This window comes from Bradyrhizobium sp. CB1717 (genome assembly GCF_029714325.1).
Lineage (GTDB): Bacteria > Pseudomonadota > Alphaproteobacteria > Rhizobiales > Xanthobacteraceae > Bradyrhizobium.
Map to the genome: position 1 here is coordinate 3,668,306 of NZ_CP121666.1, position 14,445 is coordinate 3,682,750.

At 64.7% G+C, this 14,445-nt stretch carries 13 protein-coding genes; 9 read left to right on the plus strand and 4 right to left on the minus strand.

Features of this window, described 5'->3' with window-relative positions:
- The first annotated feature begins 129 nt into the window (after window positions 1-129).
- The 4 genes from QA649_RS17255 to QA649_RS17270 all read left to right on the plus strand — a co-directional run bounded on the left by QA649_RS17255 (window position 130) and on the right by QA649_RS17270 (window position 5,183).
- On the plus strand, window positions 130-399 hold the full coding sequence (locus QA649_RS17255) for a DUF1127 domain-containing protein (protein WP_283025247.1): 270 nt from the start codon (window positions 130-132) through the stop codon (window positions 397-399).
- A 199-nt stretch (window positions 400-598) separates the two neighbouring features.
- Window positions 599-2,908 (plus strand): xanthine dehydrogenase family protein molybdopterin-binding subunit, encoded by a 2,310-nt coding sequence (locus QA649_RS17260; protein WP_283025248.1) that lies wholly within the window; start codon window positions 599-601, stop codon window positions 2,906-2,908.
- A gap of 128 nt (window positions 2,909-3,036) precedes the next feature.
- Entirely contained in the window at window positions 3,037-3,486 is a 450-nt protein-coding gene (locus QA649_RS17265) for a cytochrome c (RefSeq protein ID WP_283025249.1), read from the plus strand.
- Window positions 3,487-3,899: 413 nt separating this feature from the next.
- The gene (locus tag QA649_RS17270; RefSeq protein ID WP_283025250.1) at window positions 3,900-5,183 is read left to right on the plus strand and encodes a cystathionine gamma-synthase family protein; all 1,284 of its coding nucleotides are present in this window, start codon (window positions 3,900-3,902) and stop codon (window positions 5,181-5,183) included.
- Between the two features lie 9 nt (window positions 5,184-5,192).
- On the opposite strand, the gene QA649_RS17275 is transcribed toward QA649_RS17270, so the two are convergent.
- Both QA649_RS17275 and QA649_RS17280 read right to left on the minus strand, forming a co-directional pair.
- Entirely contained in the window at window positions 5,193-5,423 is a 231-nt protein-coding gene (locus tag QA649_RS17275; RefSeq protein ID WP_244635848.1) for a VF_A0006 family four-cysteine protein, read from the minus strand.
- A 305-nt stretch (window positions 5,424-5,728) separates the two neighbouring features.
- Window positions 5,729-6,148 carry a CHRD domain-containing protein gene (locus QA649_RS17280; RefSeq protein WP_283025251.1) on the minus strand — a complete coding sequence of 140 codons (420 nt, stop codon included), beginning with the start codon at window positions 6,146-6,148 and terminating at the stop codon, window positions 5,729-5,731.
- Between the two features lie 154 nt (window positions 6,149-6,302).
- Between QA649_RS17280 and QA649_RS17285 the strand changes: the two genes are divergently transcribed.
- Complete coding sequence (locus QA649_RS17285) at window positions 6,303-7,226, plus strand: cytochrome c (protein WP_283025252.1); 924 nt, start codon at window positions 6,303-6,305, stop codon at window positions 7,224-7,226.
- A gap of 112 nt (window positions 7,227-7,338) precedes the next feature.
- On the opposite strand, the gene QA649_RS17290 is transcribed toward QA649_RS17285, so the two are convergent.
- Together QA649_RS17290 and QA649_RS17295 are read right to left on the minus strand one after the other, a co-directional pair.
- A complete protein-coding gene (locus QA649_RS17290) occupies window positions 7,339-7,584 on the minus strand; it encodes an Lrp/AsnC family transcriptional regulator (RefSeq protein WP_018642903.1) in 246 nt (81 codons plus the stop codon).
- Between the two features lie 96 nt (window positions 7,585-7,680).
- Window positions 7,681-9,657, minus strand: coding sequence for a PAS domain-containing sensor histidine kinase (locus tag QA649_RS17295; protein ID WP_283025253.1), 1,977 nt, complete (start codon window positions 9,655-9,657; stop codon window positions 7,681-7,683).
- 273 nt (window positions 9,658-9,930) lie between these two features.
- Here QA649_RS17295 and thiD point away from each other — a divergent pair, with 273 nt between their 5' ends.
- The 4 genes from thiD to QA649_RS17315 all read left to right on the plus strand — a co-directional run bounded on the left by thiD (window position 9,931) and on the right by QA649_RS17315 (window position 13,896).
- Window positions 9,931-10,731, plus strand: a complete 801-nt coding sequence (gene thiD / locus QA649_RS17300) for a bifunctional hydroxymethylpyrimidine kinase/phosphomethylpyrimidine kinase (protein ID WP_283025254.1) — start codon at window positions 9,931-9,933, stop codon at window positions 10,729-10,731.
- A gap of 217 nt (window positions 10,732-10,948) precedes the next feature.
- Window positions 10,949-11,761 (plus strand): UDP-2,3-diacylglucosamine diphosphatase, encoded by an 813-nt coding sequence (locus QA649_RS17305; protein WP_283025255.1) that lies wholly within the window; start codon window positions 10,949-10,951, stop codon window positions 11,759-11,761.
- 13 nt (window positions 11,762-11,774) lie between these two features.
- Complete coding sequence (locus QA649_RS17310) at window positions 11,775-12,848, plus strand: glycosyltransferase family 1 protein (RefSeq protein WP_283025256.1); 1,074 nt, start codon at window positions 11,775-11,777, stop codon at window positions 12,846-12,848.
- 64 nt (window positions 12,849-12,912) lie between these two features.
- Window positions 12,913-13,896 carry a threonine/serine dehydratase gene (locus QA649_RS17315; protein ID WP_283025257.1) on the plus strand — a complete coding sequence of 328 codons (984 nt, stop codon included), beginning with the start codon at window positions 12,913-12,915 and terminating at the stop codon, window positions 13,894-13,896.
- The last annotated feature ends 549 nt before the right edge of the window (window positions 13,897-14,445 follow it).

Sequence of the window (14,445 nt, forward strand, 5' to 3'; positions counted from 1 at the left end):
GGCTGGGCCGTGGAAGGAGTCGCGCGCTAGGAATTCGACGACGACACCTTTTCCACCAGGCCCCGCCGGCATCGGACGGGGCCTTTTCATTGGCCACGCTCCCTGCCGGCACAACAGCAGGAGCATCCGATGCCACCACAATTGACGAACACCACGAGCGAGCCGGAGGTCGATGCCGCGCGGCTTCGCCTGGACTTCTCCATCGCCTTGAGCCTGCTCGGGCGATATTGGCGCGCGTTCTGGCGCCAGCGATCACGAGTCACCTTGCACGATCTGAGCGACAGGGAGCTGATGGATATCGGCCTGACGCGTGGCGAGATCGAGCACATCGCGCCCGAGCGTGCTATCGAAAGGCTGCGAGATCGCGCAGCGGATCTGTGGAGGCGCAGTGGGATGTAACTTCCTAAGGTGGGCGGCGTCTTCTTTTTGGCGGGCTCCTCAGGATGAGGTCGTGTTTCGCGGCGCAAACTAGACGGCATGGTGACGGGCGCGCGGCGCTTTCCCCGCCCGCGACCCATGCGCCTGCCCAAACCCATTTGCCTTGCCACTTTTTCCACGGCAATATGCCGGCAAAACAACCATAGGACGGGTTAAGACAATGGCGGCTCCCATCAAGTTCGGCGTTGGCCAAAGTGTGCTGCGCAAGGAGGATGACGCGCTCATCCGCGGCAAGGGCCGCTATACCGACGATTATGCGCCGCAGGCCGCGCTCCGCTGCTTGATGCTGCGCTCGCCGCATGCGCATGCCAAATACACCATCGATGCAGGCCGCGCCCGCGGCTTGCCCGGTGTCGCGCTGATCCTGACTGCGGATGACGTCAAGGATCTCGGCAATCTGCCCTGCCTTTTCAACCTCGAGACCGATCCGTTCACCGGCCCGCCTTACCCGATCCTCGCCAAGGACGAGGTGCGCCATGTCGGCGATTCCATCGCCTTCGTCGTCGCCGAGACCATCGACCAGGCCCGCGACGCGATCGAGGCGATCGAGGTCAAATGGTCGCCGCTGCCGGCGGTGACCGGCGTCGTCAATGCCGTGAAGAAGGGCGCGCCGCAGGTCTGGCCGGACAAGGCCGGCAACGTGCTGTTCGATGTCTCGATCGGCGACAAGGCGGCGACGGAAGCTGCGTTCGCCAAGGCGCATGCGGTGGCCGAAATCTCCATCGTCAATCCGCGCGTGGTCGCGAGCTTCATGGAGACGCGCGCGGCGGTCTGCGAATACGACGCCAAGCGCGACCATCTGACGCTGACGGTCGGCAGCCAGGGCAGCCACCGCCTGCGCGATATCCTGTGCCAGAACGTGCTCAACATTCCCACCGACAAGATGCGGGTGATCTGCCCCGACGTCGGCGGCGGCTTTGGCACAAAACTGTTTCCGTACCGCGAATACGCGCTGATGGCAGTTGCGGCGCGCAAGCTGAAGAAGGCGGTGAAGTGGGCTGCCGACCGCTCCGAGCATTTCATGGGCGATGCGCAGGGCCGCGACAACGTCACCACCGCGAAGATGGCGCTGACTGAAGACGGCAAGTTCCTCGCGATGGACTGCGACCTCATGGGCGACATGGGCGCGTATCTCTCGACCTTCGGGCCCTACATCCCGCATGGCGGCGCCGGCATGCTGCCGGGCCTCTACGACATCCAGGCCTTCCACTGCCGGGTGCGCACCATCTTCACCCATAGCGTGCCAGTCGATGCCTATCGCGGCGCGGGTCGTCCTGAGGCAGCCTATGTCATCGAGCGTCTCGTCGATGCCTGCGCGCGAAAACTCGACATGACGCCGGACGCCATCCGCCGCAAGAACTTCATCCAGCCGAAGGCGCTGCCTTACAAGACGGCCACCGGCAAGGTCTACGATTCCGGCGACTTTGCCGCGCATCTCAAGCGCGCGATGGAGATCGCGGAATGGAAGGAGTTTCCCAAGCGGGCCAAGGCGGCCAAGAAGGGCGGCCTGATCCGCGGCATCGGGCTCGCGAGCTATGTCGAGATCTGTGGTGTGATGGGTGAGGAGACGGCCAATGTCCGCCTCGATCCCAATGGCGACGTCACCGTCCTCATCGGCACACAGTCGAGCGGGCAGGGCCACCAGACCGCCTATGCGCAGATCGTCGCCGAGCAGTTCGGCCTGCCGCCCGAGCGTGTGCATATCCGCCAGGGCGATACTGACGAGATCGCAACGGGGCTTGGCACCGGCGGTTCGGCCTCGATTCCCACCGGCGGCGTCTGCGTGGAGCGCGCTGCCGGAGATCTGGGCAAGAAGTTGAAGGAGCTTGCAGCGCAGGCGCTGGAAGCGAGCGCCGGCGACCTCGAGATCACCGACGGTGTGGTCCGCATTTCGGGCACTGACCGTTCGGTCTCGTTCGCCGATCTCGCCAAGCGGCCCGGCGTCGATCCGGCCAAGCTGAATGGCAGCGCGACCTTTGCCAGCGCCGACGGCACCTATCCGAACGGCACGCATCTGGCGGAGGTCGAGATCGATCCGGCTACCGGCATCATCAAGATCGTCAACTACGTGATCGTCGACGATTTCGGCAAGACGCTCAATCCACTGCTTTTGGCGGGCCAGGTGCATGGCGGCGCCATGCAGGGCATCGGCCAGGCGCTGATGGAGCAGGTGGTCTATGGCGCGGGCGACGGGCAGCTCATCACCGCGACCTTCATGGACTACGCGCTGCCGCGCGCGGCCGATGGTCCCGCCTTCGTGTTCGAGACGGCCAACGTTCCCTGCAAGACCAATCCGCTGGGGGTGAAGGGGGCGGGCGAGGCCGGCGCCATCGGCTCCTGCCCGGCCATCGTCAACGCCATCGTCGACGCCCTCTGGCGCGAATACAAGATCGACCACATCGACATGCCGGCAACGCCGGAGCGGGTGTGGATCGCCATCAACGAGCACCATCGCCGCCACAGCCTCTAAAACCCGATCTCCGCGCGCACGGGAATAAACGCGCCGCGCGGGGTTCTACCCATGATGGGGTCCCGGCTTCCCGTGAAGCCGGTGAAGTCTCATTCCCTGAACGTCTCGAGAGCCGGAGAAACGGACCAATGAAACGGACGATGATTGTCGCGGGCGCCCTCCTGCTGGGCGCGGGCGCCGTGATGGCGCAACAGGAGATTGCCGTCCAGCAGGACAATCTGATGCGCTCGATCGCCAAGAACCAGTATGGCGTCATCCAGAAGATGACGAAGGGCGATATCCCCTTCGACCAGAAGGCGGCCGATCACGCCATCGCCAACATCGAGGCCGATGTTGCCAAGATCGCCAAGACCTTCGAGGTCAATCCCAAGCAGGACGTCGTCAACGCGACCTATGGCGCCTCGCCGAAGGTCTGGCAGAACAAGGCCGATTTCGACTCCAAGATCCCGCCGGTGCAGAAGGCGATCGCCGACGTCAAGGGCAAGATCACCGACGTCGCGAGCCTGAAGGCGGCCTACACCGCGATCAACGACCGCTGCACCGATTGTCACGAAACCTATCGCCTGAAGTTGAAATAACCGGGCGAAGTTCGTTTGTAGCCCGGATGGAGCGCAGCGTAATCCGGGAAGCCTGCGTGACTTGATGGACCTGTCCCGGAGTGCGCTCCGCTTCATCCGGGCTACTAAGGCGGTTGCGAAAGCAGCCGCTTTTTTGTTGCGTCATAGCTCGGATGAGCGAAGCGATATCCGGGGAGCCTTAGCTGATAGTCTGTCCCGGATGTCGCTTCGCTCATCCGGGCTACATGACTCATAACCAGCCAATGAGTCGGCCCGCAGAAATTCTGTGCGCAAGGCCTGACGGATCGCCGTGAGAGCGGCTATCTTTGTGCCAACGGCCGTGCGCTGACACGAGTCGACGCATCTCGCTCCCGACTGCTTCATGACGTCAGGAGTTCCAACGCGCGGCGAGCATCAGAACAGCGAGACAGGCCATGGCAAAACCGTTCCCGTCGAAGACCCATATCGGCAACCATATGCTGCATCCGGAAACCCTGATGCTGACCTATGGCTATGATCCGCAATTGTCGGAAGGCGCCATCAAGCCGCCGGTGTTCCTGACCTCGACCTTCGTGTTCAAGACCGCCGAAGACGGGCAGGACTTCTTCGATTACGTCGCCGGCCGGCGCGAGCCGCCGGAAGGCATGGGCGCGGGCCTGGTCTATTCGCGCTTCAACCACCCCAACAGCGAGATCGTCGAGGACCGGCTCGCGGTCTATGAGCGCACCGAAAGCTGCGCGCTGTTCTCGTCGGGCATGGCGGCCATCGCGACCACGATCCTCGCCTTCGTCCGTCCCGGCGACGTCATCCTGCACTCCCAGCCGCTCTATGGCGGCACGGAAACGCTTCTGACGAACACGCTTGCGCGCCTGTCGATCGGCGCGGTCGGCTTTGCCGACGGCATCGATGAAGCCTCCGTCAGGCAGGCCGCGGAGGAGGCGATGGGCAAGGGGCGGGTTTCGATGATCCTGATCGAGACCCCGGCCAATCCGACCAACGGCCTCGTCGACATCGCGATGATCCGCCGCATCGCCGATTCCATCGGCAAGTCCCAGGGACACACGCCGATCATCGCCTGCGACAACACGCTGCTCGGCCCGGTGTTTCAGCGGCCGATCGAGCACGGCGCGGACCTGTCGCTGTATTCGCTGACGAAATATGTCGGCGGCCATTCCGACCTGATCGCGGGCGCCGCGCTCGGATCGAAGGCGATCATGAAGGGCATCAAGGCGCTGCGCGGCGCCATCGGCACCCAGCTCGATCCGCATTCGTGCTGGATGATCAACCGCTCATTGGAGACGCTGAGCCTGCGCATGGAAAAGGCGGATGCGAATGCGCGCCTGGTGGCGAGCTATCTGCGCGACCATCCAAAAGTCGCCAAAGTCCACTATCTCGGTCATCACGAGCAGGACTCAGCCTTGGGCCGCGTGTTCGCGCGGCAATGCCTGGGGGCGGGATCGACCTTCTCGTTCGACATCGTCGGCGGCAAGGAGGCGGCGGTGAAATTCCTCAATGCGCTGCAGATACTCAAGCTGGCGGTGAGCCTTGGCGGCACCGAGTCGCTCGCGAGCCTGCCCGCGACCATGACCCATTCCGGCGTACCCGCCGACATCCGCCAAAAGATCGGCGTGCTCGATTCCACGATCCGGCTGTCGATCGGGATCGAGAACCCGTCGGATCTGATCGCAGACCTCGCCCAGGCGCTGAATGCGACTTGAGCGGGGGGATCAAAGCGGATTGGACGCGCGGCATGCCGACATGATCGCCGCGGCAGCCTCGTTGCTCTGCGCGCCCGAGAGCTGCCGCACGAGGCAGATGTAATAGCCCTTGCTGGATGCGTTCAGCAGGGAATCGCCGTTGACGACGAGCCAGTTGCAGGCGGAGCGGATGTACTGCACGGCAAGGGGCGAGCGCGTGTCGCGGATGGCGGACAGCTCGCATTGAGCCTGCTTTTCCATGTCGCTTTGCGCAACGACCGGCCCGGAGGAGGAAAGCAACGCTCCGGCGACGATGAGGCCTGCCAGAACGTACAATGGCCCGCGCGCCGATCGTCTGATGCTCGCGTTGTCGGGCCGATCGAGAACGCTGGAAACGAACCGCACGGTGCCACTCTGGAAATTGGTGAGGCCGAAGTTTACGGCGGAACGCGCGAGGCTGGCAAGGCACAAGCGCGGACTGCCGGAGCGGCCTCCGCCGCGAATCGAAAAGGCCGGACGCTCCCTCCTTGCGTCCGGCCTTTCCGCGACGAAGCCGCGCTTTCGCGTTACTTCATCACCTGGCCGCGGATCTCGCCGCCCGGGTTCGCCGCCGTGTGGATGTTGATATAGTACTTGCCGCCGAGCAGGTCGGCGGCCTGCGCGTCGGTGAGCGTCGCTTCGCCCTTGACCGGGCTCGAGCCCGCATTGGCGATCGGGACCGCAACGCCGGCGTTCTTGCCGGCCTCGGCGGGGCCGTGGAAATGGGCGGCGGTGGCAGGACCGGAGAGCCCGGAATAGTTGACGGTCCACGACAGCTTCTTGCTGGCGGCGTCATAGTCGAGCTCGGCCGTTCCGGTGGCGCTGCTGGTGTTGGCGGGCACTTCGGATTTGCCGTCCAGTGTCGCCTTCAGTTTCTCCGCGCTGGCCGGGGCGGCGAAGGCAACGGCAGCTCCGAGTGCCAGTGTGGCAAAAACGGCTTTGGTCATGAGTCTCTCCCTGTTGACGCCTGATTGCTGTGAACTTCCAAACAGTACGTCTTTCAGTTTATTCCCGTATTACAGCCGGACCATTTAAAATATTCGTGGCTGGATCGGGCGCGGCATGACCCTTAAGTTCGCGCGCTCACGATGGAATGATTGAATGCTGCGACGAACACTACTTGCCGCCCTGATTGCCGCCGTCGCGGCTTTCGGCCTCTATTGGTGGTTGACCGCCCCGGCGGCGCTGGCCGAGCCGGCACCGACACGCAAGCCCGATCTCGCCAACGGGCAGGAGCTGTTCAATGCCGGCGGTTGCTCGTCCTGTCATGCGGTGCCCAATCAGCCCGATCGGCTGCGGCTCGGCGGTGGCCTGGCGCTCGGCTCGCCGTTCGGGACGTTCTACGTCCCCAATATTTCCCCCGATCCGGCCGACGGGATCGGCCGGTGGAGCGAGGCTGATTTCGTCAACGCCGTGATGCGCGGCATCTCGCCCGAGGGCACGCACTACTTCCCGGCGTTTCCCTACACGTCCTACCATCTGGCAAAGATCGACGACGTCCGCGATGTCTTCGCCTATCTGAAGACGCTGCCGCCGGTATCAGGCAGAGTGCGCGACCACGCGCTGCCGTTTCCGTTCAACATCCGCCGCAATGTCGGCATCTGGAAGCTGCTGTTCATGGACACCGGGCCGTTCGTCGCGGACGCTGCTCGCTCGCCGCAATGGAATCGCGGCGCCTATCTCGTGAACGGTTTCGGCCATTGCGCCGAATGCCACAGCCCGCGCAATCTGCTCGGCGGCATCATCACGGCGCAGCGCTTTGCCGGCGGCCCCAGTCCGGAAGGCGAGGGCTGGGTGCCGAACATCACCCAGCAGGGCATCGGCAGCTGGAGCGAGAAGGATATCGCCGATTTCCTCGAGACAGGCGACATGCCCGAGGGCGACAGCGCCTCGGGCGCGATGCGGCCGGTGATCAAGAACCTGGCGCAGGTAACCGCGGAAGATCGCGCCGCGATGGCCGCTTATCTGAAGTCGCTGCCACCGGTACAGGGACCGACGCCGCCCAAGAAGAAGGAGGGCGGCTAAAGCATGATCCGGAAAAGTGCGAGGCGGTTTTCCGAGAAGATCATGCGCAAACAACAACCTAAAGCGCGATGACGATTCATCCAAATCTCATCGCGCTTTAGCGCAGCCTGCTCTAGCCCGTGCCGAACGCCTTGAAGGTGATGATGGTGAGGGTGTCCTGGATGCCCGGCAGCACCTGCACCTTCTCGTTGACGAAGTGGCCGATGTCGGTGTCCTTGTCGACGTAGAACTTCACCAGCAGATCATATTGGCCGGCGGTCGAGTAGATCTCGGAGGCGATCTCGGCTTCGGCGAGCGCATTGGCGACCGTATAGGACTGGCCGAGCTTGCATTTGATCTGGACGAAAAAGGGAACCATTGCAGTCACTCCGAAAGCGCATCTGGGCGGCTAATAGGCCAAAACCGGGGTGGCTTGGCAAGCGAACTTGCCGCCTTGCCGTTGCCGGGAGCCTCCCTAGGAGGGCAGCGGCACGGCGGCGAACGCTTCCCTGAGCCGACGGGCGAGCTCGGCATTGCGATAGGGCTTGGTCAGGACGATCGATTGGGCGTGCGCGCGGCCCTGCTCGACCAGGGTCTCCAGGGCGTAGCCGGACGAGAACAGGACCGGGAGGCCGGGGCGGATGCGCCGGGCCTGGTCGGCGAGCTCCCAGCCGCTCATGCCGCCGGGCATCACGATGTCGGTGAACAGGAGGTCGATGGCCGGGTTGGTGCGAAGCAGCTGCAAGGCCTCCTTGCCGTGGACGGCCGAGATCACGCGATATCCCAGCGCCTCCACGCGCAGCGTGACGGAGGAGCGGACGAACGGATCGTCCTCGGCGATCAGAATCGTTTCGTGGCCGCGGGGTGCGGCTTCCTCGCGCGCCGCGATGTCGGCGAGCGACGTCTCGCCGCCGGCATGCGGCAGGTAGATGCGGACCGTCGTGCCGAGGCCCGGCTCGCTGTAGATCGAGACATGTCCGCCCGATTGCTTGGCGAAGCCATAGACCATGCTGAGGCCGAGGCCAGACCCCTTGCCGACCTCCTTGGTGGTGAAGAACGGCTCGAAGGCGCGCTCGATGACGTCAGGTGCCATGCCTTCGCCGTCATCGGTGACCGCGATCAGGGCGTAGCTGCCGGACTCCACCTCCGGATGCTGCATGCGATAGTGCTCGTCGATCGCCGTGAGCTCGGTGCTGAGGGTGAGATGCCCGCCCGATGGCATGGCGTCCTGCGCATTCAGCGCGAGGTTGAGCACGGCGGATTCGAGCTGGGCGCGGTCGGCGAAGGCCTGGATGGAGCCGGAGCCGAACGCCGTCCTGATCTCGATGTTCTCGCGCAAGGTGCGCTTGAGCAACTTGTGCATGGAGGTCAGGAGCTCGCGGCACTCGATCGCGCGGGGTTGCAGCAATTGGCGCCGGCTGAACGCCAGCAGCCGTTGCGTCAGCTCCGCACCGCGTTCGCCCGACTGGCAGATGTCGTCGGCGAAGCGGCGGAGGTCAGGACGCTCGCGGAGCTGCTCGCTCAGGAGTTCCGCGTTGCCGATGATGACGGTGAGCAGATTGTTGAAGTCATGGGCGATGCCGCCGGAGAGCTGGCCGACCGTCTCCATCTTCTGCGCCTGCTGCAGCTGCTGCTCGGTCAGCTTGCGCCGGGTCAGGTCGTGAACGATGCCGACATGGATCAGCTCGCCGTCCTGCCACGCCTGGCCCACCGACAGGTTCATCGGAAAACTCGATCCGTCCTTGCGCAGGCCGACGGCCTCCCCTGTTGCGAAACGCTGCGCGCGATCGGTGGATGAGGGCCTCTCCTTGGACATCAGCATGCCGATGTCGCGATTCATGACCTCGTCGGCGCGATAGCCGAACAGGCGTTCACAGGCGGGATTGAACAGGAGAATGCGGGCCTGCGCGTCGAACAGGATGACGCCGTCGACCGCGGTGTCGACCACGGCGGTGAGGCGCGTCATGCTCTCGCGCAGCGCGCGCTGGGTTTCGCTGACCTGGCCGAGCAGCTGCGCCGCGTCCCGATTCTTGGTCTCCTCCTCCTCAAGCGCGGCCCGGACCTGCCGGAGCTCGAACGGCGAGGGGATGGTCAGGATCTTCGGCAGCAGCGGCCAGAGCGCTCCCGCGGTGACGACCGACGCCACGGCGGTGAGCGCCTTGACGATGCCCTCGATGCCGTAGACCGGCACCCAGAGCGTGTAGATCGACAGCACATGCGTCAGGCCACTGGCCATGATGAAGACGGCGAACGCCCAGAACACCCATCCGAACTTGAGGTCGCGCCGCTTGGTGACGAGGATCGCAAGCGCGAACGGGATCGAGAAATAGGCCAGCGCAATGCAGGCGTCCGAGACCACATGCAGCCATATCAGCTCGGGTTCCCAGAGCAGGCAGATGCCGTGCGGGGAGAACATCGAGGAGTCGAGGAGACGTTCGAAATAGGCCCACATGATCGGGTTCCCGAGAGGATTTCGGGCCGAGGCTGGCCCGCAACATGGCGTTGTGGACGAATCCACGGGCCAACCTCTCATTCATCGGAATCGATGCCAAGGCCGGGCGATGCCGAGGTCATATTTTCGCGGAATGTGCACGATTGCGGGAAGACGGGCAGTCCGGGGCCGCCCTCCACCTGATTTGCTCGCCCATGGCCCGGCTTGCTGGCACGTCGGGGGCGCGCTAGGACAGGGCATGGCCGTGTCCTTCTCAAACGAACGTATCCGGCGATGACGACGCCCGTTGCGCTCACCATTGCCGGCTCGGATTCCAGCGGCGGCGCCGGCATCCAGGCGGATCTGAAGACCTTTGCCGCGCTCGGCGTCTACGGCGCCTCCGTGATCTCGGCGCTGACGGCGCAGAACACGCGTGGCGTCACCGGCATTCACGCCGTGCCGGCCGAGTTCGTCGCCGCGCAGATCGATGCGGTGTTCTCCGATCTCGACATCGGCGCGGTGAAGATCGGCATGGTCGGCCAGGCCGACAGCATCGATGCGATCGCGGCCGCGCTGTCGCGCTGGCAGCCGCGCCACATCGTCCTCGATCCCGTGATGGTGGCGACCTCGGGCGACCGCCTGCTGGCGTCCGAAGCCGTCGACGCCTTGCGCACGAGACTGATGCCGCTGGCCTCGGTGATCACGCCGAACCTGCCGGAGGCCGCGGCTCTTCTCGGCGAGCACATTGCGGCGAGCGAGGCCGAGATCGAAGCCCAGGGGCGCCGGCTGCTGGCGCTCGGCTGCCGTGCGGTCCTGATCAAGGGCGGGCACGGCGAGGGCGCCGAGAGCATCGACTATCTCGTCACGTCCGGACACACGACCGCGCTTGCCGCGCCCCGCGTCGCCACCAAGAACACCCATGGCACCGGCTGCTCGCTGTCGTCGGCGGTCGCTGCGGGGCTCGCCAAAGGTGAGGATCTCGAGGGCGCCGTACGCAACGCAAAGACCTGGATCAGCGCCGCGATCGCAGCCGCCGACCGCTTCAGCGTCGGCCACGGCCATGGGCCGATCCATCATTTCCACAAATTTTACTGACGGCGCGCGTCCGCGCGGCGCGGTTGCTCCCCCGTTAACCAATAAGGCCATGCGGTTCCGCGGTTTTGCGGGCACCGCTGCGGCGCCATGTCGCCTGATTGTCGCATGCGACTGATATTCGCGGGGTGGGCGAGGCAAGGCGTGATTCGTATTTGAAGGTGCCTCAAGGGTTCAATCGGTCATCCCCCTGTCACGGGACATTGTTACAGGCTGGCGCATGGGAAGTTACGATGTGAGTGACGAGAGCCCGGAGCGGCGCTTTCGCACGTTGTTCATCTCCGACGTTCATCTCGGAGCCCGCGGTTCTCAAGCCGACCTTCTGCTCGACTTCCTGCGCTACCATGATGCCGACACGATCTACCTCGTCGGCGACATCGTCGACGGCTGGGCGCTGAAATCGAGCTGGCACTGGCCGCAGTCCCATAACGACCTTGTCCAGAAGCTTTTGCGCAAGGCGCGCAAGGGCGCCAAGATCATCTACATTCCCGGCAATCACGACGAGTTTCTGCGCAACTATTACGGCACGCATTTCGGCGGCATCGACGTGGTCGAGAACACCGTCCACACCGGCGTGGACGGCAAGCGCTATCTCGTCATCCACGGCGACATCTTCGACCTCGTGGTGCAGAACGCGCGCTGGCTCGCCCATCTCGGCGACAAGGCCTACGACTTCGCGATCCAGATGAATCGCTTCGTCAACTTCTTCCGGCGCATGTTCGGCGTGCCCTATTGGTCGCTGTCGCAATGGGCCAAACAGAAGGTCAAGAACGCCGTCAACTATATCGGCGCGTTCGAGCAGGCGCTGGCGGCCGAAGCGCGGCGCCACGACGCCGACGGCGTGATCTGCGGCCACATCCACTACGCCGTGATCCGCGACGAGGCCGGCATTCGCTACATGAATTGCGGCGACTGGGTCGAGAGCTGCACGGCCCTGGTCGAGCACGACGACGGCCATTTCGAGATCATCACCTGGGCGGATCAGTTGCAGAAGCCGGCAGAAGTCCCGCAGGTCGCAGCCAGAGCTGCTTAACAAGGGCCACTTGATGCGCATCCTGGTCGCGACCGACGCCTGGCACCCGCAAGTCAACGGTGTGGTTCGGACGCTGACCAAGCTGGCTGATGCCGCCAAAGGGCTTCGCGTTGAAGGTCTTGGCGTTGAAGGTCTTGGCGTCGAGTTCACGTTCCTGACGCCGCAATCGTTCCGCACCTTCGCGATGCCGAGCTATCGCGACGTGCGCCTCGCGATGCCGCGTCCGGCGCGAATCGCCAAGCTGATCGAGGAGGCGCGCCCCGACAGCATCCATATCGCGACCGAGGGGCCGATCGGCCTGATGGTCCGCCGCTATTGCCGCCAGCGCAAGCTGCCGTTCACGACCAGCTTCCACACTCGCTTTCCCGAATATGTCCGCGCCCGCGTGCCGGTGCCGGGGTCGCTGATCTGGCGGGCGCTGCGCCGCTTCCATGCGCCCAGCCGCGCCGTGATGGCGGCGACGCCGGCGCTTGCCCGCGAACTGACCGAGCGCGGCTTCGACAATGTCGTGCTGTGGCCGCGCGGCGTCGACACCGGCCTGTTCCATCCCCGCGCCGTCGATCTCTGTCTGCCGGCGCCGGTGTTCCTGTCGGTCGGCCGCGTCGCGGTGGAGAAGAACCTCGAGGCCTTCCTCGATCTCGATCTGCCTGGCACCAAGGTGATTGTCGGCGACGGCCCGGCGCGCGCCGCGCTCGAAGAGGCCTATCCCGATGCGATCTTCCTCGGTGAGAAGCACGGCGAGGAACTGGCCGATATCTATGCCGCCGCCGACGTGTTCGTGTTCCCCAGCAAGACCGACACGTTCGGCCTGGTCCTTCTGGAGGCGCTCGCCAGCGGCCTGCCGGTCGCGGCCTTCCCGGTGAAGGGCCCCCGCGATGTCATCGGCGATGCGCCGGTCGGCGCGCTCGATCACGATCTGCGCAATGCCTGCTTCGCCGCGCTCGGCGTCTGCCGGCAGGACTGCGTCGAATTCGCCGCCAACTACACCTGGGAGGCCTCGGCGCGGGTCTTCATCGACAGCATCCAGGCGGTCGGGGCGGTGCTATCAGGCAGGAATGGGGCGGAGCCGGTTAGTTTCGTAGCCTGAAAACCAGGGCTCATCGCGCGGAGGTGTCTTGCCCGGGCCTCATCGGCCACGATAACATTCCGCCATGACCGAACAGCTCCTTCCGGTCGGCCCCGCCGACATCGATGCCGCAGCGCGCGTGATTGCGCCCTACGCCATCCGCACCCCGCTGTTGTCCTTTCCCGTGCTCAACGAGCGCGTCGGTGCCAAGGTGTTCCTGAAGCCGGAGATGCTCCAGCGCACCGGCTCCTTCAAGTTCCGCGGTGCCTTCAACAAGGTGTTCTCGATCCCGCAGGACAAGCGCGCCGGCGGCGTCGTTGCGTTCTCCTCCGGCAACCACGCCCAGGGCGTGGCGGCGGCAGCCAAGATCCTCGACATGCAGGCGACCATCGTGATGCCGGCGGATGCGCCGCTGTCGAAGCGCGAGCGCACCAAATCCTACGGCGCCGAGGTCGTGCTTTACGATCGCGACAAGGACGATCGCGAGGCGATCTCGCGCGGCATCGCCGAGAAGCGCGGCGCCACACTTGTAAAACCCTATGACGATCCCTTCGTGATCGCCGGGCAGGGCACTGCCGGCCGCGAGATCGCGGAAGACATGGCAACGCTCGGTCTTGCCCCCGACATCGTGGTGGCGCCGGCCTCAGGTGGCGGCCTGATCGCGGGCGTGGCGACGGCCGTGAAGGCGCGCTATCCGCAAGCCGAGATCGTGGTGGCCGAGCCCGAGGCGTTCGACGATCACGGCATCTCGCTGACCGCAGGTCATCGCGAGCCGCATCCGCCGGCCGGCCGCACCATTTGCGACGCGCTGATGGCCTTGATGCCGGGCGAGATGACGTTCGCGATCAACAGCAAGCTGCTCGCGCGTGGCGTCACGGCGTCGGACAAGGAAGTCGGTGCGGCCGTGGCGTTCGCCTATCGTGAGCTGAAGCTGGTGGTCGAGCCGGGCGGGGCGGTCGGTCTTGCCGCACTGCTTGCCGGACGCCTCGACGTCGCCGGCAAGAATGTCGTTATCGTGCTCTCCGGCGGCAACGTCGACGCGGATCTGTTCGCGAAGCTGGTGGCCTGAGAGCGTCTTTCCTGCAGCCATCGAGAAGCCCGCTTTGGCCGGCCTCAAGATGAGGACGGAGCGCGCCGCAGCAGCGCGAGCGCACAGTTTCGCCCGTCTGTTCGTGCGAGGTGCGGCGGCATTTTCTGCTGCCATCAAATGAAGAGGCGCGACCAGTCCGCTTCTAAGCGCCGACGCAGCGATTGAGGCGCGGGTGCCATGTGCCGGTAGCGCAAGCGGGTTGGGCGACGCAGAGATGAAGCCGTGGGTGCAATGTCGCTCCCTCGCCACAAGTTGGCTTTGCGACGCAGGCATGTAGCCGTGGATGCATCGTGTAGCCGGCTGCGCAGGTTTGCGCGTGCGCGCTGAACGCGACCAACGACGTTATCAACGTCGCTGCTGGAAGAACAACGATACGCAATTTCGACATCGCGTGATCTCCGTTTCGCTGAAACTGCCCTCATCAGTCTCCGTCCAATCGCGAACTTCCCGTTGATATAGATCAACATGGAATGCACACTCAGGTTGCGTAGGCGCTGGTCGCGAAGCAGAAAATTTTATCGATCCAAC